General features: G+C 41.6%; 24 protein-coding genes. 10 read left to right on the forward strand and 14 right to left on the reverse strand.

All coding sequences use genetic code 11. The features are described 5' to 3' along the window. Positions 1–24 precede the first annotated feature (24 nt). The 4 genes from NWP25_RS00635 to NWP25_RS00650 all read right to left on the reverse strand — a co-directional run bounded on the left by NWP25_RS00635 (position 25) and on the right by NWP25_RS00650 (position 3,188). On the reverse strand, positions 25–2,076 hold the full coding sequence (locus tag NWP25_RS00635; RefSeq protein WP_280651448.1) for a ribonuclease catalytic domain-containing protein: 2,052 nt from the start codon (positions 2,074–2,076) through the stop codon (positions 25–27). Between the two features lie 98 nt (positions 2,077–2,174). Beyond that, positions 2,175–2,390 (reverse strand): 30S ribosomal protein S18, encoded by a 216-nt coding sequence (gene rpsR, locus NWP25_RS00640; RefSeq protein ID WP_280651447.1) that lies wholly within the window; start codon positions 2,388–2,390, stop codon positions 2,175–2,177. A 2-nt stretch (positions 2,391–2,392) separates the two neighbouring features. After that, positions 2,393–2,587: a 50S ribosomal protein L33 gene (gene rpmG / locus NWP25_RS00645; protein ID WP_280651446.1), complete on the reverse strand. Its 195-nt coding sequence runs from the start codon at positions 2,585–2,587 to the stop codon at positions 2,393–2,395. A gap of 43 nt (positions 2,588–2,630) precedes the next feature. Continuing rightward, entirely contained in the window at positions 2,631–3,188 is a 558-nt protein-coding gene (locus tag NWP25_RS00650) for an RDD family protein (protein WP_280651445.1), read from the reverse strand. Positions 3,189–3,330: 142 nt separating this feature from the next. On the opposite strand from NWP25_RS00650, the gene NWP25_RS00655 reads away from it, so the two are divergent. Beyond that, a complete protein-coding gene (locus NWP25_RS00655; protein ID WP_280651444.1) occupies positions 3,331–4,569 on the forward strand; it encodes a molybdopterin molybdotransferase MoeA in 1,239 nt (412 codons plus the stop codon). Between the two features lie 211 nt (positions 4,570–4,780). Beyond that, positions 4,781–6,067: a histidinol dehydrogenase gene (hisD, locus tag NWP25_RS00660; RefSeq protein WP_280698668.1), complete on the forward strand. Its 1,287-nt coding sequence runs from the start codon at positions 4,781–4,783 to the stop codon at positions 6,065–6,067. Here hisD and NWP25_RS00665 read toward each other — a convergent pair. Then, positions 6,064–6,663: a thioredoxin family protein gene (locus tag NWP25_RS00665; protein WP_280688245.1), complete on the reverse strand. Its 600-nt coding sequence runs from the start codon at positions 6,661–6,663 to the stop codon at positions 6,064–6,066. The two genes, hisD and NWP25_RS00665, sit on opposite strands and share 4 nt — an antisense overlap. Positions 6,664–6,777: 114 nt before the next feature. On the opposite strand from NWP25_RS00665, the gene NWP25_RS00670 reads away from it, so the two are divergent. Continuing rightward, positions 6,778–7,182 (forward strand): NIL domain-containing protein, encoded by a 405-nt coding sequence (locus tag NWP25_RS00670; RefSeq protein WP_280651441.1) that lies wholly within the window; start codon positions 6,778–6,780, stop codon positions 7,180–7,182. Here the strand turns inward: NWP25_RS00670 and NWP25_RS00675 are convergent, their stop codons facing one another. Further along, complete coding sequence (locus NWP25_RS00675; RefSeq protein WP_280698670.1) at positions 7,183–7,953, reverse strand: hypothetical protein; 771 nt, start codon at positions 7,951–7,953, stop codon at positions 7,183–7,185. Between the two features lie 640 nt (positions 7,954–8,593). Next, a complete protein-coding gene (locus NWP25_RS00680) occupies positions 8,594–9,079 on the reverse strand; it encodes an NADAR family protein (RefSeq protein ID WP_280651439.1) in 486 nt (161 codons plus the stop codon). A gap of 160 nt (positions 9,080–9,239) precedes the next feature. Here NWP25_RS00680 and NWP25_RS00685 point away from each other — a divergent pair, with 160 nt between their 5' ends. Continuing rightward, a complete protein-coding gene (locus tag NWP25_RS00685; protein WP_280651438.1) occupies positions 9,240–9,752 on the forward strand; it encodes a DUF2243 domain-containing protein in 513 nt (170 codons plus the stop codon). A 541-nt stretch (positions 9,753–10,293) separates the two neighbouring features. Continuing rightward, positions 10,294–11,529, forward strand: coding sequence for a hypothetical protein (locus NWP25_RS00690; RefSeq protein WP_280698672.1), 1,236 nt, complete (start codon positions 10,294–10,296; stop codon positions 11,527–11,529). Between the two features lie 184 nt (positions 11,530–11,713). Here the strand turns inward: NWP25_RS00690 and NWP25_RS00695 are convergent, their stop codons facing one another. After that, positions 11,714–12,553: a prephenate/arogenate dehydrogenase gene (locus tag NWP25_RS00695; protein WP_280698674.1), complete on the reverse strand. Its 840-nt coding sequence runs from the start codon at positions 12,551–12,553 to the stop codon at positions 11,714–11,716. 349 nt (positions 12,554–12,902) lie between these two features. Between NWP25_RS00695 and NWP25_RS00700 the strand changes: the two genes are divergently transcribed. Continuing rightward, positions 12,903–13,490 (forward strand): DUF1517 domain-containing protein, encoded by a 588-nt coding sequence (locus tag NWP25_RS00700; RefSeq protein ID WP_280651434.1) that lies wholly within the window; start codon positions 12,903–12,905, stop codon positions 13,488–13,490. 79 nt (positions 13,491–13,569) lie between these two features. Beyond that, entirely contained in the window at positions 13,570–14,460 is an 891-nt protein-coding gene (locus NWP25_RS00705; RefSeq protein WP_280651433.1) for a hypothetical protein, read from the forward strand. 193 nt (positions 14,461–14,653) lie between these two features. Here NWP25_RS00705 and aroF read toward each other — a convergent pair whose 3' ends face one another. The 4 genes from aroF to NWP25_RS00725 all read right to left on the reverse strand — a co-directional run bounded on the left by aroF (position 14,654) and on the right by NWP25_RS00725 (position 17,451). Beyond that, complete coding sequence (aroF, locus tag NWP25_RS00710; protein ID WP_280651432.1) at positions 14,654–15,712, reverse strand: 3-deoxy-7-phosphoheptulonate synthase; 1,059 nt, start codon at positions 15,710–15,712, stop codon at positions 14,654–14,656. A 283-nt stretch (positions 15,713–15,995) separates the two neighbouring features. Next, positions 15,996–16,466: a PAM68 family protein gene (locus tag NWP25_RS00715; RefSeq protein WP_280656831.1), complete on the reverse strand. Its 471-nt coding sequence runs from the start codon at positions 16,464–16,466 to the stop codon at positions 15,996–15,998. A 12-nt stretch (positions 16,467–16,478) separates the two neighbouring features. After that, entirely contained in the window at positions 16,479–16,748 is a 270-nt protein-coding gene (gene rpsO, locus NWP25_RS00720) for a 30S ribosomal protein S15 (RefSeq protein ID WP_280651430.1), read from the reverse strand. A 499-nt stretch (positions 16,749–17,247) separates the two neighbouring features. Beyond that, positions 17,248–17,451, reverse strand: coding sequence for a hypothetical protein (locus tag NWP25_RS00725; RefSeq protein WP_280698676.1), 204 nt, complete (start codon positions 17,449–17,451; stop codon positions 17,248–17,250). A gap of 404 nt (positions 17,452–17,855) precedes the next feature. Between NWP25_RS00725 and NWP25_RS00730 the strand changes: the two genes are divergently transcribed. After that, a complete protein-coding gene (locus NWP25_RS00730) occupies positions 17,856–19,766 on the forward strand; it encodes an ATP-binding protein (RefSeq protein ID WP_280651457.1) in 1,911 nt (636 codons plus the stop codon). A 216-nt stretch (positions 19,767–19,982) separates the two neighbouring features. Here NWP25_RS00730 and NWP25_RS00735 read toward each other — a convergent pair whose 3' ends face one another. Then, positions 19,983–21,026, reverse strand: a complete 1,044-nt coding sequence (locus tag NWP25_RS00735; protein WP_280651428.1) for a 3-deoxy-7-phosphoheptulonate synthase — start codon at positions 21,024–21,026, stop codon at positions 19,983–19,985. A 284-nt stretch (positions 21,027–21,310) separates the two neighbouring features. Next, positions 21,311–21,688 carry a DUF1823 family protein gene (locus NWP25_RS00740; protein WP_280651427.1) on the reverse strand — a complete coding sequence of 126 codons (378 nt, stop codon included), beginning with the start codon at positions 21,686–21,688 and terminating at the stop codon, positions 21,311–21,313. Positions 21,689–22,054: 366 nt separating this feature from the next. On the opposite strand from NWP25_RS00740, the gene NWP25_RS00745 reads away from it, so the two are divergent. Further along, positions 22,055–22,357, forward strand: a complete 303-nt coding sequence (locus NWP25_RS00745) for an acylphosphatase (RefSeq protein ID WP_280656828.1) — start codon at positions 22,055–22,057, stop codon at positions 22,355–22,357. Positions 22,358–22,477: 120 nt separating this feature from the next. After that, a partial coding sequence (locus NWP25_RS00750) for a MerR family DNA-binding transcriptional regulator (RefSeq protein WP_280698678.1) occupies positions 22,478–22,700 on the forward strand: 223 nt, incomplete at its 3' end.

Below are 22,700 nucleotides of genomic sequence, written 5' to 3' on the forward strand. Positions count from 1 at the left end.
TCTCAATGCCTTATTTGATGCTAACTAATGACTTTCTTGATACATTATTTCCTGAAACTGAATCATATCTTTTTGCGGGTCAGCGTGGCTAACTTTTACTAGTAATTGTTCTCCTAATCCCACGGGACGTTTAAAGAACATTGGCAACTGTAAGCCCAAATCTTCTAACAGAATAAGTGCCAAGTTGCTGTCTTCTCGTAGCCACATTAAAACTGTGACGTTCCAAACCTTGTCTGGATGACGGCGCAAATATTCTAAAGCCCAATATCTATTAGTTTGCCGTTCTACCATTGTCACTTCTTGGGTGGTGGAGGAGACTGTGATCATCACTTCTCGAAGTTGTTCTGCTGAAAATGGTAAGACTTCACCTCGTAGGTGGGCTTTTAGTTGAAAGTGAGTGAGTAAGTCACTGTACCGACGGATGGGTGAAGTTGCTTGAGTGTATGTATTTAAACCCAAACCAGCATGACGTAGAGGTGTAATGCTCATTTCGCTTTTGGGCATACAACGACGCATGGCGCAGGCGCGGACAAATCCGGCTGGAAGTAAAAGCAATTCTTCATCCGGGGGTAATTCTGGTTGTGGTTGACCACGGAAAGGCAAGGGGATATTGTGAGCTTGACCGTAACTAGCAGCTACTTCACCCGCCAAAATCATCATCTCCGCTACTAACTGCCGGGATAAGGAATCATCTAAGATATCAATGTTGATCTCGTCGTTTTTGACTTTGATCATTGCTTCCGGCATGTTGATGCTGATGGCTCCTTGATTATACCGCCAAGATTTCCGCTTCTGTGCCCAGTTGGCGATGGCCTCAATTTCTGGTTCTGCTTGTACACCCAATTCCAGCATTTCATCTACATCTTCGTAGGTCAGGCGATAAGTGGGCTTAATGAAACTAGGATGAATAGTGTAATCTTTTACTGCCCCGGTTTCGTCTAAAACCACGCCGAAACTCAAGGCGCAAGAAACCCTACCCTGTATCAAACTCATGGGGCCAGTGGCCAATAGCTCTGGGAACATAGGAATGATACCGGTGGGTAAATAAACTGTACTTCCCCGTTTTCTGGCTTCCATGTCTAACTCATCTTCTGGTTCTAACCACCGGGTGGGATCAGCAATATGCACCCACAATCTTTCTCGCCCCTCTGAAAGTAATTCCCAACTTAGACCATCATCTATTTCTGTAGTGCTTTCATCATCAATTGTGTAGACTTTTAAATGAGACAAATCTAGGCGATTTGTATCTAAGTCAGTGGGTGGGAAATCTAAACGTTGTTGCGCCACTTCTAATACCTTGCTAGGAAACTGAACCGGAATTGACGAACGACGCAGAAACAAGTTTTCATAGGCATCCCACCAACCCAAATCTATTAACAGCTGAAATGCTCCTGGGGGAGTTGCAGGGCGACCCAGCATATTCATTGTTTCTAACACCGGGGCTGGCGGTGGATAGGCACGAGCTAAAGTATCAAAATTTACTCCCATCCGCACGACATCAGCCAGCAGTGCTGCATATTTTTCCAGTGCTTCTAATCGCTGGCGGTCGTGGCGTTGCCATTCCACTGTTTGACCTTGGAGGGCTTGGTCTACGCGAGCTAAAAATTCCTCTTGTCCCTTAGCTTTTAGTGCTTTTACTTCTATCTGGTGTTTGAGTTCTGCTACCTGGGCTGCAGTTCGCGGTTCATAGGCTTCGCCTTTTTGCTTGAAATAAAGTTTATCTTCTGATAACAAGCAGTAGGCGGCATAACAAGCAGCCGGATCTGATTCCGAAAACAACAGACTCGCCATTTGGGCTGGTGTGACTGTTTCTCCATCTTCCACCAGTAATTCCCAAGCTACTTCCAGACTAGAGGGATCTATATATGGTTGAACTTGCCCTTGGAAACTGGCAATGTCCGAAGGCTTGTAGGTTTGTCCGTTAACTGTATAACTAATTTGTCTAGGGGCGAGGCTATGAGATTGACCACGTTCGTCTACCACAAACCAACGAGTTTTACCGTCCGGACGTTCTACCACACCCAGACGGCGATCGCCGTTTTGAACCCTAAATTCAACTAGCGTACCCTTATCCACAACTCTCGCATTTAATTAATGAACATTTTAATATGGTTTTAAGTTTTGAGTTAGGAGTTTTGATTCTTCACTCATCACTCATAACTCATGACCTTTTCTTAAGCTTCTGCATTGACAAATGGCAATAGAGCCACAATCCGCGCCCGTTTAATTGCTAATGTCAATTCTCGCTGTTGCTGACAGGTCAGCCCTGTAATCCGACGTGGTAATATTTTTCCACGTTCGGTAATAAATTTACGCAACAAATCAACGTCTTTATAATCGATTGGTTCTCCTGGCTTAATGGGAGAAAGGCGACGACGATAATAGCTCATTTTTACTTAATTTCCTTGTGAACAGTATGTTTATTGCAATGGGTACAGAACTTTTTCAGTTCTAAGCGGTTTGTCGTGTTCCGACGGTTTTTCGTGCTGGTGTATCTGGAAACACCAGGCGATCGCTTTTCAGGGTTAGTGCGACACTCAGTACATTCGAGTGTAATTATTATGCGGACACCTTTACTCTTAGCCATAATCTTACAAACAATCCAGCCTGAAGAGAATTAACACAAATTATCATCTTCTCACACTCCGGCGCATTTTTTCAAGTAGTCGCTTAATTTTGATGTCCAGGGAGTAGCCTCGACGCGACGAAACTATAAAAGTGCCTGCATAGCGGTCGTGCAAAGCTTGCTGCATCCGTTTGTCAGATAAAGCAGCACCACAATCAATTGCTAGGGGAAGTAATAGCAGTATAGCGGTGGGATTAGCTCTGATGTTGCTGAGGGCAATTGACACCAATAAAGTGCCAAATCCAATTATAGCCTCTCGTTTGAACAGCGATCGCAAGGTGGGAATTCTGCCTGTGATTTCTCCATGGATGACTTCGAGAATTTTGAGGTCAAAAGCCCAACGCCCTAAACTTTGCCCTTGATTGTTGTAAACTACCAATACTCGTAAAATTAGCCAACAGCAGATAAAAATCAGAATTTGCACTAGCTGAATACCAATCTGACTGCTTCCCAATATGCAAGTGATTAACCACACTCCCAGGAAATCTAGCCCTAATGCCATTCCTCGCCGCCCAATATCAGCCTTGGGATAGTGTACTTTGGGAACTCTTTCTATGGTCATAGAAAATAAGTGTTTTTATCTAGGGTGGCAAATAATAATTGCTGCTTTCTCTTGATCATAAAAACAACTTCCTACTTATGCTATGAATCGTTATATTTGCTATGGGTAATCAGTTTTAATTTATAAGTGGGAGTTATTGGCCATGCTATCAGTCAGGGATGCAGAGGCAATGATTTTAAATTTAGTGCAACCTTTAAATTTGCAACGGGATACAGAAACTATAGATTTATCGGCAGCACACAGCAGGATTCTTGCTGGCGCTGTCAGTAGTGAATTAGATTTTCCCCATTGGGATAATTCAGCAATGGATGGCTATGCAGTGCGTTATGAGGATGTACAGCATTCCAGCCATGTACAGCCAACTAGTTTAGAAATAATTGCCGAAATTCCAGCAGGGTATCAACCCCATTGTACAGTCAAACCAGGGCAAGCAGCGCGAATTTTTACAGGTGCAGTGATGCCCAGAGGCGCGGATACTGTGGTTATGCAGGAGAAGACACGGCGGGAAGAGAAACGTGTGTTGATTTTGGCTGCACCACAACCACAAGAATTTGTCAGACATAAAGCTGCTTTTTATCAAGCTAGACAACAGCTATTACCCACAGGAGTGAAATTAAATCCTCCCGAAATTGCCGTTTTAGCTGCGGCGCAATGTACAAAATTAAATGTTTACCGTCGTCCCCGCGTGGCAATTTTTTCTAGTGGGGATGAGTTGGTAACACCTGATCAACTTCTACAACCTGGTCAAATTGTGGATTCCAATCAATATGCTTTAGCAGCATTGGTGAGGGAAGCGGGAGCAGAACCCTTATTATTAGGTATTGTCAAGGATCATCCCGATGCTTTGCGAGAAGTGATGGCCTATGCCCTGGCTAATGCCGATATAGTTTTATCTTCTGGTGGTGTGTCTGTGGGCGATTATGACTATATTGAGCAAATTTTAGGATCCCCGTGGGAAATTCATATTCGCTCTGTGGCCATTAGTCCAGGTAAACCCCTGACGGTAGCCACCTTCCCTAGTCCCCAGTCGCCAATGTATTTTGGTTTACCAGGAAATCCTGTTTCGGCTATGGTGACTTTTTGGCGATTTGTGCAACCAGCAATAAGGAAACTTTCAGGTTTGGCTGGAGGTTGGCAACCCGTCTTTCTCAAAGCGCGATCGCGTGATGAGTTAAAATCCAACGGCAACCGAGAAACTTACTTTTGGGGGAACTTACATTTAATCGATGGAGGTTACGAATTTGACAAAGCTCGTGGTAGTCACAGCTCCGGTAATTTAATTAATTTAGCTCAAACCAATGCCCTAGGGATGGTGCCTGTAGGTACAACCCGGATTTTTCCACAAGCAGAAGTGCAAGTTTTATCGGTTAGTTTTACGTAATGTTTGTAGCGGGAAAAATATCGAAACCGCAAACAAGACAACAAAGAAAGGGATGGACGGAATTGACAAGTGTATCCTGATTGTACATTCCTTAGAATACAGTCTGACAATAGTTTTGACCGCACAACGCCCCAGAAACAAAATTAACCATTAAACTCAATTATGATTATATCATTACTGCTCAAGGCGCACTTATTCACAGACATAGTTTATGCAGCTACTTAAAACAACTGACCGAGATTTTCCCGTTAAATTCAAAGCACTGGTGAGCGATCGCCGAGAAGCAACGGTTGATGTCAGTGGTACAGTTAAAAATATTCTTGCTGATGTGAAAGTGCGTGGTGATGCCGCAGTTAAGGAATATACTAGCCGGTTTGATCATTACAGCCCCTCATCGTTGCGTCTGAGCGCTGATTTTATTGCCGAACAAGGGTCACAATGTCCGGTAGATGTTAAGGAAGCCCTGGAACTAGCTGCGGAGAGAATTGGATTTTTTCATCAAAAGCAACTACCCCAAGATATTGGCTATAGCGATACTGCTGGGGTAAGACTCGGATTAAATTGGGTTGCTCTCTCTCAGGTGGGTATATATGTTCCCGGAGGACGCGCTAGTTATCCGAGTTCTGTATTGATGAATGCCTTACCTGCCAAAATTGCTGGGGTGGAAAGAATTGTCATGGCAGTGCCTATGCCTCGCGGTGAAATTAATCCAGCCGTACTTGCAGCCGCTCAAATTGCCGGGGTGAAGGAAATTTATAGTATGGGAGGGGCCCAGGCCATCGCTGCCTTAGCTTATGGTACAGAAAGCCTTAACCCCGTGGATAAAATTGTCGGACCTGGTAATGCTTATGTTGCCGAAGCTAAACGCCAAGTTTTTGGTATCGTGGGCATTGACAGCGTAGCCGGGCCTTCAGAGATTTTAGTAGTAGCAGATAGCCAAAATAACCCAGAGTGGATTGCTTGGGATTTACTATCACAGGCAGAACATGATCCCAGCGCTCAGTCAATTTTAATTGCCGATTCTGAATCTTTTGTCAAGGAAGTTCTAGCAGCAGTGGAGGAAATTCTCGTCAATCTACCCACCCAACAAGTAGCTAGAACTAGTTGGCAAGAACACGGTGCGGTAATTTTGGTTGAAGACTTAACCGAAAGTGTACCACTGTTAAATCAGTTAGCTCCGGAACACGTAGAATTATGTGTAGATAATCCCCAACAGCTTGCTAGTCAAATCAAGTGTGCCGGTAGTATTTTTCTGGGACGTTATACCCCAGAAGCCATTGGGGATTATTTAGGAGGACCAAATCATGTACTTCCTACTGCTCGTTCCGCGCGTTTTGCCTCTGGTTTAAGTGTCTACGACTTTCTAAAGCGGATTACCTATTTAGAATGCAATGAAGCAGCACTGCAAAAAATAGGTAAAGCCGCCGTAACTCTAGCACAAGCTGAAGGTTTACCTGCTCATGGTGGTAGCGTTGCTGTACGCCTTCAAGAATACTAACTTAATTCATTGACAACTTGATTACCATGACTACGGGGATCATCTTGACTCTTGGCTGGTGTCACTGGAGCGTGAAATTCAGAAACTTGCCCGCTAGTTTGAGCATAAGGCAAAGATGAACCAGCACCCAAAGCCTCTAAGTTACTTGCCATAACCGTACGGGGTTGATCGCCAATAGTTTGGGCTATGGTTTCCCCATTTTTAGCTAAAAATACAAAGTGGGGAATGCCATCTACCCGATATTTCAGCATTTCTGGTAGCCATTTGGTGTTATCCACGTTTAACATGACAAAATTCACCTTGTTAGCATACTGCTGTTTGAGTGCAGCAATATCAGGAGCCATTTTTTGGCAAACTGTACACCAGTTGGCGTAAAACTCCACCATTGAGGGCTTACCGTTACTAATAGCTACTTCTAGGGGAGTGGATGCTTGATCTAAGTCAGCTAAAGAAGTCGAATTTGTCTCGGTTCTCAATGCTAAGACTAAGGCTACACTTAGAGCAATGGCCACTATGGCAATTAAAAAATTTCTCCCTCGCACCCCTGATGTGGTTTCATTTTTAGGGCCAGAATTGATAGGGGATTCTGTAGTCATAGTAAATTTGTTAAAACTTATTAAGTATTGTCATTTTTTAGTTTAACTCTTTCCTTCTCTGTCACCTTTCCCCTTGGGACTAAGCTAGAACAGAAACAACTCTGTGCTAAAGCTGTGAAAAAAAGAGTCACCCTCACTTTTCCCAAACGTGCCATTCAAATGCCAATTACTTACCTATTGGCAAAAGAATTTAACGTAGCTGCCAATATTATTCGCGCTCAAGTCGCTCCGAACCAAATCGGCAAACTGGTGGTGGAGTTATCAGGAGATATTGATCAGTTGGATGAAGCTATTGAGTGGATGCGATCGCGCCATATCAGCGTTTCCCATAACTTAGGTGAAATTGTCATTGATGAAGATATTTGTGTTCATTGCGGCTTGTGTACTGGGGTTTGCCCTACAGAAGCCCTCAGTTTACACTCAGAAACATACAAGCTGACATTCACGCGAGGGCGTTGTATTGTCTGTGAGCAATGTATTCCTACTTGTCCAGTACAAGCAATTTCAACTAATCTTTGATTAGAAAAATAATTTAAATCTTGCCAACTGAGTTTCAATGGCTATGGTGAGGATTTTATTGAGTTCTGTACCATCTTGGAATTGTACAATTTGCTGTGTGGGCAAATCAAAGGGAAATTCCCCTTCAAAGTCTGGGTGTTGCATCTGTGCTAACAAAACTTGTTCAGAACGCTTGCTTTGAATGGCATAACCAATTTCTACACACACATTGGGACTGGGTATCAATTTATTAGTTTCTTTACCAGAAACCCTGGCGATGGGCGTGGTGTCCGCAATAAATAACAAACTCCTGCGGATTTTCCGCATCATGGTGCGGCTGAGTCTGATGGTCCCATTGGTGGGGCGGTGAGCTTCTGCTAATGTTAAAGGCAAGCGCGATCGCAAGTTGAAAGACTGCAAAATTTTTTGTATTTCTTCTCGCAAAGCTTCACTCGCCGGTGGATAATCGGTTTGGGAACATAAAAAAATCGTTGGTTCCAACTGAGCTAACAATGCTTGTTTGGTGAAATAAATTTCATGACTAATCAAATCAATGTTAGCTACGCAATAACCACCACTACCTTCAATATAAAATTCAATGTTTTCCCCTTCTAGATAACGCCCAAACCAATTGGATTGTTTAACATCGTCAATATCTTCTAGAAAGTCCGCTCGTAATCCTGATTTCAGCAGGCTTTTTTTACTGAGGCGAATATCTGGCGGACGTTTCTCCAGTTCTGCAATCGGCTCATAGTCCTCAACGTACCATGCCCTGAGCGCAATAATTGACATAAGGCGCTATTTCAAATAACTTTTACAATTCAACTTCGTCATTAGTTTACACCCAGCTGTACCCCTCAAAGCAACAACACCCAAAGATCTACTGGCTCTTATCATTTCCTCACCTTGTTAATTCAACCTAGGGAGGTAATTACTTCCATCACTTTCATTAGTAATGAAAAGTACTTACACCAGCCCCTCATCTTCAATATTTGAGGAAATATTAGCCTTCGCCTTGGGTGCCGTTCGGTTTTAACGAGACAGACAATAATTTAAACAGCGTCTTTACCTCTTTGTGTCTTGCAAGTTTAGCTGTCCCATCTGCCAGGGAAGCTTTCTAGCTTCGATTATTAGATTAGCACCGCACAGATTGGCATAGATATTTTTGCAATTAAACTTTACCTATCCTGCTGATAAAAGTCAATATATGTTGAAGTGAACTCTTCGGATAAATTTGTCGGTGATTGAGTCTTGCTTAACTGCTACGTTTTCTATCGGTTAATAGCTATTTCATCAGTTTCTATCTCAGCTTAAAGTTAAATTTTAAAACTATATCTCAACAATATAAGAACTTATAAATTTTATGAAAAATGAATTTATTAAGGGGAATGTTGTCATTCCCCTGCCACGGTAAATATTTAATTACGTTTCATTAATCTAACTTACTTTCCTCATAAGTGGCTGGCAAAAATCGTGATTGGCGGATTTCTGCACGTACTCCCATCAGGATTTTCCCCAGATGGTTTTCACCGTTTTTATCAGCACCACAACCCCAAAAATAATCGTTTGGTGAATTTTCTACCAAGGTTTCATTTTCAGTGGAGAGAAGAACTTGTTGAATATCCAGGTGAGTGAGAAACTTTTTGAGTACAGCTTCTCGCATAACTTGAGTTTTGACAATCTCCCAGTCTGGACGCACTTGGCGAGTGCTGCAACGTCCCAAAGCAGCCGCCTCTTCTGGGGTTTCGGCAGCATAAATCGCAGGTATAATCACTGCATCTACACTGCCCACAAACTTTTGGGCTTGATAATAATGCTCTACAGTTGACCAATAAGTACCCTGAATTTGGATGCTGTGGCGAGAAAAGTTAGAAAAACAGCCATAAGGCTGCCAGACTTTGTAAAAGTATATGGTCATTTGAAAATTGCTCTTAATATATATCAATATCTATGATGCCTGTAGATGCTAGCAAGAACTTGTCAACTTTAGGCTGAAAGCTAGCACTTTACTCAAGAGGGAAGATATTACTGGGACAAAAATTCTATTTTGGTAAAAAAGTCTGTCTGTGAGGTTGACGATGGAGGTAAAGACTGAAAATGGCTATGACCCTATGCCGTTGATTATTGCCGGCATTTTTCTGGGATTGGGTTTAGGAGGATTTGTCGATGGTATTCTCTTGCATCAAATTCTGCAATGGCATCATATGTTAAGCAGTGTTCATCCTCTAAAAACTGTCTCAAATATAGACTTGAATATGGTGTGGGACGGGCTGTTTCACGCCTTTAATTGGATAATGACCGTGATAGGAGTAGCTTTACTATGGCGTGCTGGAGGTCGTGAAGATGTTCCTTGGTCATCAAATACCTTTGTGGGATCTTTGCTCATCGGTGCAGGTTTATTCAATTTCGTTGAAGGAGTGATTGACCACCAAATCCTCGGTATTCACCATGTAAAACCAGGGCCAAATCAGTTAGCTTGGGATCTGGGATTTCTATTATCCGGCGTGCTCATGGTTGTGGTGGGCGGGATGATGCTACAAAAAATCAAAAGTGCTGAGTTAAAAGATAGCCCACAACAAACGGTACATTGACAATAAGTGCAGAAGTGCTGAGTAGTTTCTAGTTTATTCATTACTCAGCACTCACGAGACATTATTAGGAATTATCAATATAATCGTTTTTTTATTTGATTATATCAAAAGTATTAGCAATCAAATCCAAACTTTATTCATTGGAAAGCTTAATTAAATATCTTATTCTTTTATTGAAGGCATATTCAAACTATGTGAAAATAATTTCATTTTTGCAAGTTGCAGAAAAATCAAAACAACTGATGGGTAAATTAAATTGATGAATTTAGAGTTACTAAAACTATTTTTTATTAGAGGCAAGTAAATCCATCTTTATCATCACCAAAATGTTGTTTTTCTGAAGTTATTTTCCATAACTACACAGTAAACCAGCCTTCAGTTTGTTGTGGTGGTATCTAGAAGTAGATCAACACAATTAAATATAAAACATGGATAGGGTGTGTTGTGCTGATTTTTTTAACATACTTCATATCTTAAGTTTTTTTTAAGTTGAGCTATTTAACTCATGAATTTATGTAAGGGATTGTAAGGAATAATTCTCATGACTGACAACAGCATCCAAGGTAATGGCAACTGGTACTATGCAGACGGTCAATGGATATCTGATGAGGGTGCCGATTTAAGTGTGGCTGATGCCTCTGCTAGTGGGAACCCCCCTAATGGTTATATTCCCGATCATGTTGCTACTGGGAATAGTATCCCTGAAGGTAGCGCAGGTAATCCCTTTGGTGGGGGTAGTCCCTTCATGGCTGGAGATGGGGGAAATGTTTCTATGACCAGTGAGGATGGTCAGCACACCTATAACTACACTCGGAATCAGGACGCGAGGAGCTTGGCTCCTGATGATAATAACCCCTTCGGTCAGTTAATTGAAGTTTTAAACTTTGACGGGAACTCTTTTGATAGCGGTAGCGCCCTTTTGGAAGAGGGTAACAACCTGGCTGGAGCCTTTCCTATTGGTAGTACGCCAACCTCCTCGACAAATGAAAATTTATCTGTACCAGACATTTTAGAATCTGGTGAAGCTGATATGAGTAATATTAACGGCAACACAAATAATGGCAATTCCTTTACAGCCGATAACAACCTTAGTGGAGCCTTTCCTATTGGTAGTACGCCAACCTCCTCAACAAATGAAAACTTTTTACCAGAAGCTCCTGAAGGTTTATCTGTACCATACAGCAGTGATGACTGGATATCTGATCTGAAAGACTTAGAATCTGGTGAACCTGGTGCAAGTAGTAGTGGTAACACAGGTAATGGCAATGGTAATTGGTTTTACGGGAGCGACAATACTGCTGACGGCAATGGTAATTGGTATTTTGGTGTTAACAACACCAGTAATGGCAATGGTAACTGGCAGTTAGCTGATAACAATACTGCTGACGGCAATGGTAATTGGTATTTTGGTGTTAACAACACCAGTAATGGCAATGGTAACTGGCAATTAGGTGATAACAATACTGTCAACGGTAATGCCAACAGACCCAGTGGTAATAACAACAGTATTCTTGGCAATGCCAATACTTCCAACAATAATGGTGGCAGTTTACTGGGTAATCGCATTGAAGCTAGTGAAGATGGTAAAGCATATATTGGTAATGAGGATTGGTCTTTCGATATCCTTGATGAACTGACATCCCTGGGGAGTGGTGTTTCGGGAGTCGGTAATGATGTTGCAAGTTTGTTGAGCCATCCTGATCTAATAGCAACTGCCACTAGTCAAGAAGGTTTTACTAATTCCCCCTTCTTAACAAACGAAAATTATCAATATTAATCATTTTTGTCGGCGAGTAGGGATAAGGGCGCAAGTACTAAAGAAATTAGTTGATTTGTGATTGGTTTTTAGGGATAGCGATCGCTTTGATCCTATCCCTTTTTTTAGTATGGTCAGGGTGGCAGTGACTTGACTATGTAATGTGTGAATTTATTTTGTCAACAACAGGGTTACCTAGATGGAATTAGTCAACAAACTTTGGTCTGTCTTTCCCCGTCGACTGCAATTTGAATTGCAGAGCTGCCCAATCTTCCTGTTCAATTAACTTAGTTAATTCATCAAGGTGTTGACGATATTGTTGTAAGGAACTCAGCAATTCTTGGCGGTTGTACTGTGCCATCATTACCCCTAATTCAGGATTACCCCCACCAACACGGCTGGTATCCCGAAAACCTGAACTAGCTAAATTTTGAGCTAATTGCAGTACTTGCCTATCAGTTTCACCCATGCAAGCAGCAATTAATGCCGTACTTACCATTACGGGTAAATGGGAAATTAAACTCACAGCTCGGTCATGTTGCTCTGGCTGGCAATAATAAATCCTAGCCCCAAGTGATCCCACGATTTGTTCTACCACTGCAATCGCTGTCTTTGGTGTTGTAGAATCCGGTGTGAGGACATAGGGTCTACCCACAAATAAATTTTGTCGTGCCGCTTCTATGCCACTATCTGCTGTTCCCGCCATGGGATGACCACCGATGAAATTTTCCCACAAAGGAGCGATGGCCTGGACTATGGGTGTTTTCACTGAACCAACGTCAGTTATTACCGTAGTTACGGGCAAATGATCAATCAGTTGCCGCAATTGTGGAACAATAAGTGCAATAGGTGTACAAATAAAAACAACCCCTGCATCTGCTAACAGCTTCATGTCAACAGATGCTTGATCTACGCTACCTAAAGCGATCGCTTTTTCACAGGTAGATTCACGTTGGCTGACACCCAAAACATGATGCCCAAGTGATCGCAAATCATAACCCAAAGAACCGCCTATTAGTCCCAGTCCCAAAATACCAATTTTCATTTTGATTCTGATTACGTATTTTCTGCATACTTTACCAACTATTAAAGTTTGTATCTAACAGGTATCATTCATCACTGTAGAAAATTGCTTACTACCAAATCTTTCAAAAATGTCGAAGATTTAAACAACCCCCTAGTGTGGAAATTGGTCTTCGTCTTAATGTCTTGACGATTTATTAATTCCTCCCATAGAGATATGATGTTTTTGTTTTACACATTCCACAAATCTGCTACATTTATACCACCCGCTTTAAATACAGTTGTGGATTTTCTCAACAGCTTTTACTATATCAATCAATAGTAAAAATATAATTTTTATAGTGTATTAGTCAAAATCATGGAGGAAACAAATGCGCGCATTTAATAAAATGCTAGGTCGGACTCGCTATGTAGTGTGTCGCTTATTTTTACATTTATCTGGGTCTGATGTTGCCCCTATTTTGGGAGTATTAAATAGTACAGCCCGAGAAGCGATTGCTACTGAAGGTGACTTGCGATATTTAGGAGAAGGATTAGTAGAAATTTGTGAAACCTTATTGCGATACGATGAAGCCTGGCTGTCTGCGGGTAATGAGGGTGAGGTATTTTGGGATGAAGGTGAGGCGGGAGATTACGTCAATGAATTATTTAATGACTCTGCCGAACGCTACGGTGCAAGTCTGGAGGTAAGTTCGGCTTCTGGCCATGAATCTTTTTCTATACCTGTCACCCGTAACGTTGTTGTCATGTTGACAGCAGCCTATGAAGGGGAAGTTCCCGACTTGGAAACCGACCTGTCTAATATTCCAGCATTAAAGGATGCTTTAAAAGCTTTAATCAATTTGCACTATAAAGGAAAACTCCGCGCAATTCATGTACATTTCTCCCCAGCCCAGTTAGGTGATGAACTCACCAATGATCATCTGTTGCAATATTACCCAGAATTAATTCCTTTGTAACTTGCTTGGGTAAATACGGTAGTCTCTACATTCCTATCCTGATTCAGGCCTGTTAAGCTCAAAAATAGGAAATATTAAAATGATCATAGCCGTGTTACGAAAACTTACAGTTATTTTTTTAGCACTGACTTTGTGCTTAACAACTCTTGCCTGTGGCAACTCTAACCAAACCACCTCTGAAACTACAAATCTTAGCCGCTCCTCTACACCTACCAAGTTAAGTGATGGTGAGTATCAGGTGCAGCAGGCTAGTTTTGACGATGCGAGTGGGGAGTACACACTGTTTTTACTCAACACTACACCCCCAACGTTTAAGACCGAAAATTTGCAAATGGCAAGGCTAACCGATGAAGAAATCAAGGAAGGAAAAAACACTTCTTTGAAGGTCGAGAATCGACAACCTGTTTTGTATATGACAGAAGACTTCAAAATCGAGTATGTCCATAACATCACGGAAACAAAAACCAATCCCCAAACTGGACAACAAGAAACAGTTGTAGTGCGACGAGAAAGCAACTTCTGGGCACCTTTTGCCGGGGCTTTAGCTGGTAATATTGCTGGTCAGGCCATCGGTAATATGTTATTTAGACCGCAATACTACGTACCACCTGCCTATCAATCAGGAGGAGTCCTGACCGGCCACGGCGGTTATGGCAGTAGTTATACTGAAGCAGTTAATAACTACCGCACTCGATACAATGCACCCCCAGCAGTGGAGCGCAATCGGACAACTTTCCGCACCACAGGAAACATCAGAAGATCATCCCCTGGTAATTCAACCCTACCCAGTACAACACCCAGGAGCACAACAAATCGCCCATCCGGTTCCGGTTTTGGAAGTAGTAATCTCAACCCTTCAAACAAATCTGGTTCCACAAGACGTAGGACTGGCAGCAGTTTTGGTTCCGGTTCTAGACGTTCATCAGGTAGTCCCAGCCGCTCATTTGGATCTGGCGGCAGACGGCGTTAAGAAACTGGCACTCCCCATGCCTAGAAGGCAGGGGATTCTTAAAGAGTCCACAACTGATTCCACTAAGGTCATAACCTAGTTTTATCGCTACTTTGACCAAAATATTTTTTGCTCTCCGGTACAATCCTCATTGTACTGGTTGTCCCCATGTTTAAAGCCAGGGACTTGCCTCTCGTTTCTTGGTCAAAGAATGTCACTTTGCAGCAATCACCTCTTGCGGCCAACGTCCCACAGCCTTACCAATCACCGCTAATTCTTGCATTAGGTAATCAAAACGATCTGGTGTTAGAGATTGCGGTCCATCAGATAAAGCTTTGGCTGGGTTGGGGTGAACCTCAATCATCAGGGAATCAGTTCCCGCTGCCATGGCCGCCATTGCCATTGCCGGGACAAATTCTGACCAGCCTGTGCCATGACTAGGGTCAATCATAATTGGCAGGTGAGTTAGCTTCCGCAATACTGGCACCACTGACAAATCCAAAGTATTGCGAGTGTGTTGGCGGTCAAAGGTACGAATTCCCCGCTCACATAAAATCACATTTGGGTTTCCAGCTGCCAAAATATACTCAGCTGCCATCAGCCATTCTTCAATAGTTGCTGCCATTCCCCGCTTTAAAAGAACTGGTTTTGGTTGCCCTCCCACCTTTTTCAGCAGGGAGAAGTTTTGCATATTCCTTGCTCCCACCTGCACCACATCAGCAACCTCAGCGATTATATCCAGTTCAGCGGCATCCATTACTTCTGTAATAATACCTAAACCACTTACTTCTCGAGCCTTTGCCAACAATTCTAAAGCGCTCTCACCATGACCTTGGAAAGCATAAGGTGAAGTTCGGGGCTTATATGCTCCACCACGTAAAAACTTCGCTCCCGACGCCTTAACACCCTCTGCCGTTGTCACGATCATTTCTTCGTTTTCCACCGAGCAGGGACCAGCAACAACTACTATAGGATGCTGTTCTCCAAAGACAACATTGCCATCGGGCGTGTTGACCACTACCTCAGAGGGTTCCCCATGACGAAACTGACGGCTAGCTCGTTTATATGGCAACTCTACCCGTAATACTTGCTCAATCCACGGGCTGAGTTCCTGAATTTCTAATGGGTCTAAGCTAGCTGTTTCACCGACTAGGCCAATTACCACCTTATGTTTACCGATGATTTTTTCTGGTATTAGTCCCCAGGTGATTAGTTCCTCGCTAATGCGGTTGATTTCCATTTCTGGGCAACCGCTTTTCATGACTACAATCATCTTTGATTCCCTAATTAGTTGACATGAACCTCAAACAAGTACCAGCTAATCTATCTTGTTTCTGTGATGAAATTTAAATTTATGCCAATATTTAATTATTTAAAACCACAATTCTTATTATGCCAAAACACGAAGCCCTCAGTCATTGAGGGTCTGAGTATTAGGTTTAGTAAAGTAACATAAATTTTTATTTAGTAATGTTGAAGTTGAGATTTTCTAACTTCAACATTGACTGGAAAATTTACCCAATACCGCAATTAGTCTGGTATCTGAGCGCCAACCATCATAGTTTTTTTTGTCGAGTTTCCCGCCAAACTTCCACCATTCGACCCCAGTTGGTCATAAATTCACTTAAACCCAACAAACTTCCCATTCTTTCTTCATCCCATGAGGCTGAGAGAACACCATAAGTTATCCCCACAACTCCAAGACCAAATAACCCCATATTTGCCAATAACACGGCAATGGGAGGCAGTTTGATGTCAGAGTACATAGTCAGTAAATAGCTAACTACTAAGGTTGTAATACCCAAAGCTGTTGGTATACCACAGAATCCAGCAACCCGGCGGATCATCCTTTGGCTGACAGCTTGGGGAATTGCCATTTCCTCTTTGCTGAAAGGTGGCTGCTTACTAGCCTCTTTTCCCGAGGTTTTTGGCTGTGATTGTGGTTTGCTTATAGCTTTAGGTGGTTTTTGGCGCTTTGTTTTTCGTTCAAAAGGTAAAGGACTACGCTCAGATTCTTCAGCAGACATAAGCAATAGTTCCTATCCACGAATACCGAGACGATTAATTAAACCCTGATATTTTTCCCGGTCGCCCTGTTGAATGTAAGCGAGAAGACGCTTACGCTGACCAATCATCTTTAATAATCCCCGACGGGAAGAATGGTCTTTTTTGTTGGACTGGAGATGTAAGCTGAGGCGACTAATGCGGTCGGTCAGCATGGCAACTTGAACTTCCGCAGAACCAGTATCGGTTTCGTGAAGTTGATAGTTAGACATTATTTCTTGTTTGCGCTGTTGCGTCAGGGCCATGATTAATCCACTTTCTAATTATTTTAAATGTATGCAGCAACTTCTCATAATACCATAGCCCTAAACTTGCTAGTATTACTCGCCAATGAGTATTTTGGCTGTGTAGGGTGGTATGTCGATATTTAAACCCGCTATCTCTAATTCCACCTTACCGTAAAACGAGCCAAAGCCCCTGGCTTAGGTCAAGGGATGTAGGCGATTTGTGGCTTTAGCCCCAGAGATTTTATCTTTCCCGTTAACTTTAGATAAATATACTGTGTAATTTTTAGGATGTGATGAATAAGTGTTTTATCTGACTTATGAGTTTCCACTTATAGGACTTGCAACCGTCCAGCAGACGGTGAGTGAAGATGCTTGCTGTTGGCAAAGCGGCGCGTTAGACCGGGTAAATTCATTGGAATTTTTTTGAAGCAAGAATCCCCGGGCCTTTAGCCGTGGGGAGTGTCAATCAGGCTAAGGGCAATTGTATCTGTGAAGCTATGTTTATAGAAGGAAAAGCTTAACAAACGTGGCTTCTATAAAGCAAGTTCATTAAAAACCAACGAGCTTGTTCCAGTGGGACGTGTCTGGGCTTGCCTTGGTAAACAATTTGATACTCATTCATATCTGCTCCATCTCCATGACCAGAAATTAGCTTGCCCTGAAAAGCTTCTTCCGCAAGTTGACGCACCTCATCTCTAAGAGCAGCTTGTGTGCTATTCATAGGTTGCTGTCTCCTCGAAATTTATTTTAGACATTGACGGAATTCAAAAATTATTCTCAAGACTTTGCATGCCATATCTTTACATTCCTTTGCACCAGATGTCTTTGTCACAAGATATATAGCTTGCAAGTCAATTTCATCATTCAAAGGTTATACTTTAGATACTTAAAAATTTAATTAATAAGATTAACTAATATTAGTTAATTTATCAGTAATGATATTATGCTTTGAGATAGTTGAAAGTGCATAGCAATTAGGTGTATACTGGGTTAGTGGCATGTTTTTTAATAATATAAAAGTGAATAATTGTTAAAAAATAATTTAAATTCGACTACAATCCATAAATCTCAATAACGAAAAATCAAATGGCAGATTCAGGGCGTTTAGCTGAAGGTTTATCATCAATGGTTCAACATAAAACCAGGGGTTTAGTCCCCATTAATGCCAGGAAAACAGATGTATTCGATATTTTTAATTTCAAGCATTACATAGGACCTAATCCATATTTAGATACCGGGGCGTTAGTATTTGATTTTGCACTCATAGAGTCTACACAGCCGCTATCTATTGAAGATTATCTCTCCAGTATAGGCCGTCGCTATGCCCATCTCGCAGAACAAATCTATGAATCCTACCCCCATCTGTTTGCTAGAGTCGCCTCAGAAGTAGGTAAGCTAGACATGGGGTTACACCTCAACCGTTGGAGTATTAAGCCATATGCAGATTACACAAGAATTAGCATTCAATCTTTGCATGAACCCACCACTAGAGCAGTAGTTTACTTTGTCTGGGACTGGTTAGAAGCCATCACCCAAAACAAAAAATTCTTCTTTGACGAGGAACTGCTAGCTATTCAGAAAAAATTCCGCCAATCTGTCTACGGCGGCCCTACGGTTTACGCTCTCTTGCGAACAGCTTATGAAAAAGGTATTCCTACCTTTTATCTTTGGTCAGAAGCACTGATGCAATATGGCTATGGCAAAAAACAAGTTCGTGGTGTAGCGACAACTTTTGATTGCGATAGTCATTTAGATTCAGACTTCACCACCCGCAAAGATGAATGCAAAACATTTATGCAAACCTTAGGTTTACCAATACCAGAAGGTGATATTGTTTGTTACCAAAAAGAAGCCTTAGAGGTAGCAAAAGAAATTGGTTACCCAGTAGCAGTTAAACCTGTAGTTGGTCACAAAGGAATCGGCGTTACAGCTGAGGTAGGAAATTCCAGAGAACTAGAATCTGCTTATGACAGTGCATTAGCCGCAATTCCCCAAGACCAATCACCCCGGATAATTGTAGAAAAAAGCATTTCGGGAACAGATTTTCGCTTATTGTGTGTTAATGGTAAATTTGTCGCCGCCACGGAACGCCGTCCCCCATCAGTGACAGGTGATGGTTGCTCAAATATTGCAGAGTTAATCCGGGAAGAAAATCGCCAACCGACACGCTTGGACACACCCACCTCACCCATGTCTAAGATTCAGTGCGACCACGCGATGGAACTTTACCTAAAAGAACAAGGTCTCTCCTTGGACAGTGTGGTTAAAAAAGGACGTACTGTTTATCTTCGCAAAGTTGCCAATCTTTCGGCTGGAGGGATAAGCATCGATGCCACATCCACAATTCATCATGATAATATTATCCTAGCCCAAGACATTGCCCAACACTTCCGCCTCACTTGTCTCGGTATTGATGTCATTGCCGAAAATTTGTCAGAATCTTGGAAGTCAAGTAACAACTTCGCCATTCTCGAAATTAACGCTGCGCCGGGAATTTTGATGCATCTTAATCCTGCTGTTGGTGAAAGTGTTGATGTCCCTTCCCGTATTTTAGAAACCTTTTTTCCATCCAGTGAAAATTCTAGAATACCAATCATTACCTTTAATAAAATTTCAGTTGAGGAGTTGCAAATGATAATTAACTGTCTTCTTTTGCAACATCCTGACTGGACAATAGGTGCTGTTTGCCAAGATGCAGTATTTGTTAATCACTCGCGGAAACCATTACACAGAGGTTACAACACCAACGTGGAAACTTTGCTGCGTAACCCCAAACTTGATTTATTAATTACTGAGTATGATGAATTCATCATTGAAGAAGAAGGGATGTTTTACCAAGGAAGTAATATTGTAGTTTTAAATAATCCCACAGAAACAGAGATGATGTTAGCAAGAAATGTCTTCGATGATTCTACGGTAGTAATTAAGAAAGAAAAGGACATTTCTATTCGTCGTGGTGGGTTAATTGAAGATTACACTTTGGCAGAAAATGAATCCTTTACTAAGGTCTATTTCAAAGTAATGGGAACGATTTAACTAATTGATGACTCCAAGCCCCACAGTCATGACTTATATTCTTGATATTCTCTCTCCCTCAGCTTTACCCTTGCAACAAGAGTTTCCTGGGGATGTGGGATGAATAGACATCTCCTAAAAGTGTAGAGACGTTCCAGGGAACGTCTCTAATATCGTAAATTGTGCCTAACTTATGGAATCAAACCCTCAAAATAGGACTGAAGTCATGACTACGAATTAACTTAATTTTTCGTAAGCAGCCAAAATAATTTTTTCAGTTTCATCCCAACTAATACATTTATCAGTTACAGAAACACCATACTTTAATTCTTCTCGCTTACCAGTCATTGGTTGATTACCTTCATACAAGTTGGATTCCAGCATCACACCAACAACTGATGTATTGCCATCAACTATTTGTTGAATGACATTTTCTAAGACAATCGGTTGCAATTTATAATCTTTATTAGTATTTCCGTGGCTACAATCAATCACAATTCTTGGTGGTAAATTAGCCGCTTTTAATTTCTCTTCCACCAGTCGGACATATTCTGCTTCATAATTGGGCTGACCACCACCCCGTAAGATAACATGACCATAGGCATTTCCCCTAGTTTCAAAGACACTTACTTGTCCCTTATGATTAATACCCAGGAAATTATGAGAGCTTTTAGCTGACTCTAAAGCATTTAAAGCAACCTGAATATTACCATCAGTACCATTTTTAAAACCCACAGGCATGGAAAGACCACTGGCCATTTCGCGATGAGTTTGTGATTCAGTAGTCCGTGCGCCAATAGCCGACCATGTAATCAACTCACTAAGATATTGAGGTATAATCGGGTCTAGGGCTTCTGTACCAGCAGGTAAACCCAACTCTGCAATTCTAATCAGCAAGCTACGTGCAGTTAATAAACCTTTTTCTACATGGAAAGAATCATTCATATCTGGATCATTAATTAATCCTTTCCACCCTACAGTGGTTCTGGGTTTTTCAAAATACACCCTCATAACGAGTAGCAATTTGTCCTTCACTCGTTCAGCAAGGACTTTTAACCTGTGGGAATATTCCATCGCTGCTTGTGTGTCATGAATTGAGCAAGGTCCAACAACAATGAATTTTCTGCGGTCTTGAAAATCTAAAATATTTTTTATTTCCTGTCTGTACTGCAAGACAGTGTGTTCAGCCAATTTAGTTAAAGGCAATTTTAATTTTACTTCATTGGGTGTTAATAATACGTGAGAGTTCTTAATGTTAGTATTAAATAATTTATCGTGCATAGAGGCAAACTCGTTATTTTTGCTATTCTGCTGAGATGTGAAATTAATATACTATTCTAAATCAAAAGGTCAACACTGAGTTATAGATTTTTCAAATCACCAGGATTTTTGTCTGATAAATTTATAATTGCCCAATAACCTGTTGGTTAATTATTTTGTTTTCATGACTGACAAACCGCAATTCCACCCAGAGATGACTTTCCTCTGGGTGATTACCGCTTTCCCATCCCCAGGAGAGAATAAAATTTAACTACTCATAAATTTTCTGCCTGTTGACAAGAAAATTACTCTATTTTGCCCTGAGTTTCTTCTAAATGACTTAATAACCAATTTGCTGCTGTTGCTCTACGAGCATCTCGAGGTCCAAACTCACCAATTTTGTAACCTTTGAAACCTAATTTCTCTTTGGCTATTTGTTTATTTGCCTGAGGAATAGAACGGGTTAATTTAACTGTTGCTGGGCGACTATCAAGAAAATCAGGTGGTTCTGGGTACTCATCTCGCCATTCTGCTTTCACTTCGGTAGTATCCCATTTGCCAGTTGAAGAGTCATAGCGATAACCCAAGTAATACCATACTAATTGATTGACTATGAAATCATCAATTTGATCATTAAGAATTGCCCAAATGGTTTCTGTATTCAGTGGTGGCAATTTAGACATATCAGCTGTGAGGAAAATATACTTCTACAAGTAATAACAATTTTATGCGTTTAAAAAACCACTCCAAAACTTAATAAATGCTGACAAATTAAACATTAAATAGTTTTGGTCTTTTTCCCTAGGTTCCCCAAGTAGGCAATGCAATTGGTCTGGAACATGACGGCAGTTTTTACACTTATACTTTATCTCCTAGACTTAAACCTTATCTCCTAGACTTAAACCTTGTCCATGAACAGAATTAGAACCTAATTGGGTAATTGGCCAAGTTTATACCCCTTTTTACGCCTACTTAAAAAGTTATTCATCAAGACCACAATTCTATCCAATAACCAGGTAGACTGGAAATTGTCAAGCATAAACCAGTCAATGCACAATTCTACACCACTGCCAAAAATCGTCCGCGCCCACGTACTTGTTTCTGGTCGAGTCCAAGGGGTAGGCTACCGCTATGCAACTGTGGATACAGCTAGCCAGTTGGGATTAACTGGTTGGGTACGAAATCTTCCTGATAACCGTGTAGAGGCAGTTTTTGAAGGAGCGGGGGCGGTTGTGGAAGAGATGGTTCGTTGGTGTCACATTGGCCCACCTGCGGCTATGGTAAAAGATGTTGTGGTTGAATACGAACAACCGGAAAGTTTGCTCGGGTTTGAAGTCAAGCGTTTTGAGTAAACATGTTCTACTGAATCAGAACGGCAAAAAAGAGTTAAAAATAGGACTTAATTTACCCTAACATAGTCAGACATACCCCGACATTTTGTAGTATAGTAGGACAAGTAACAAACTTAGTCCATGCCAATAAACTATGTACCTCCAAGAGTCGCTGCTACCAGACTGGGAGTCAGTACCAAAACTCTCGAAAGGTGGCTTGAAGCCGGGAAAATTGAAGGTATCTTCACACAGGGGGGACAAAGAAGATATAACCTCGATTCAGTTATCCCTGTTCGACGCGGTAATCCCGCAGATGAACGAGCTACCCTTTTATATGCCAGGGTTTCAAGTCGCGGTCAGAAAA

The organism is Umezakia ovalisporum Ak1311 (assembly GCF_029891685.1).
In the GTDB taxonomy this organism is placed as follows: Bacteria; Cyanobacteriota; Cyanobacteriia; order Cyanobacteriales; family Nostocaceae; genus Umezakia; species Umezakia ovalisporum.

Coding starts and splice junctions, on each gene's coding strand:
- rpsR (WP_280651447.1), bottom strand. CDS start 2,390: ATGAGCTATTATCGTCGTCGCCTTTCTCCCATTAAGCCAGGAGAACCA.
- rpmG (WP_280651446.1), bottom strand. CDS start 2,587: ATGGCTAAGAGTAAAGGTGTCCGCATAATAATTACACTCGAATGTACT.
- NWP25_RS00650 (WP_280651445.1), bottom strand. CDS start 3,188: ATGACCATAGAAAGAGTTCCCAAAGTACACTATCCCAAGGCTGATATT.
- NWP25_RS00655 (WP_280651444.1), top strand. CDS start 3,331: ATGCTATCAGTCAGGGATGCAGAGGCAATGATTTTAAATTTAGTGCAA.
- hisD (WP_280698668.1), top strand. CDS start 4,781: ATGCAGCTACTTAAAACAACTGACCGAGATTTTCCCGTTAAATTCAAA.
- NWP25_RS00665 (WP_280688245.1), bottom strand. CDS start 6,663: ATGACTACAGAATCCCCTATCAATTCTGGCCCTAAAAATGAAACCACA.
- NWP25_RS00675 (WP_280698670.1), bottom strand. CDS start 7,953: ATGTCAATTATTGCGCTCAGGGCATGGTACGTTGAGGACTATGAGCCG.
- NWP25_RS00680 (WP_280651439.1), bottom strand. CDS start 9,079: ATGACCATATACTTTTACAAAGTCTGGCAGCCTTATGGCTGTTTTTCT.
- NWP25_RS00685 (WP_280651438.1), top strand. CDS start 9,240: ATGGAGGTAAAGACTGAAAATGGCTATGACCCTATGCCGTTGATTATT.
- NWP25_RS00690 (WP_280698672.1), top strand. CDS start 10,294: ATGACTGACAACAGCATCCAAGGTAATGGCAACTGGTACTATGCAGAC.
- NWP25_RS00695 (WP_280698674.1), bottom strand. CDS start 12,553: ATGAAAATTGGTATTTTGGGACTGGGACTAATAGGCGGTTCTTTGGGT.
- NWP25_RS00700 (WP_280651434.1), top strand. CDS start 12,903: ATGCGCGCATTTAATAAAATGCTAGGTCGGACTCGCTATGTAGTGTGT.
- NWP25_RS00705 (WP_280651433.1), top strand. CDS start 13,570: ATGATCATAGCCGTGTTACGAAAACTTACAGTTATTTTTTTAGCACTG.
- aroF (WP_280651432.1), bottom strand. CDS start 15,712: ATGATTGTAGTCATGAAAAGCGGTTGCCCAGAAATGGAAATCAACCGC.
- NWP25_RS00715 (WP_280656831.1), bottom strand. CDS start 16,466: ATGTCTGCTGAAGAATCTGAGCGTAGTCCTTTACCTTTTGAACGAAAA.
- rpsO (WP_280651430.1), bottom strand. CDS start 16,748: ATGGCCCTGACGCAACAGCGCAAACAAGAAATAATGTCTAACTATCAA.
- NWP25_RS00725 (WP_280698676.1), bottom strand. CDS start 17,451: ATGAATAGCACACAAGCTGCTCTTAGAGATGAGGTGCGTCAACTTGCG.
- NWP25_RS00730 (WP_280651457.1), top strand. CDS start 17,856: ATGGTTCAACATAAAACCAGGGGTTTAGTCCCCATTAATGCCAGGAAA.
- NWP25_RS00735 (WP_280651428.1), bottom strand. CDS start 21,026: ATGCACGATAAATTATTTAATACTAACATTAAGAACTCTCACGTATTA.
- NWP25_RS00740 (WP_280651427.1), bottom strand. CDS start 21,688: ATGTCTAAATTGCCACCACTGAATACAGAAACCATTTGGGCAATTCTT.
- NWP25_RS00745 (WP_280656828.1), top strand. CDS start 22,055: ATGCACAATTCTACACCACTGCCAAAAATCGTCCGCGCCCACGTACTT.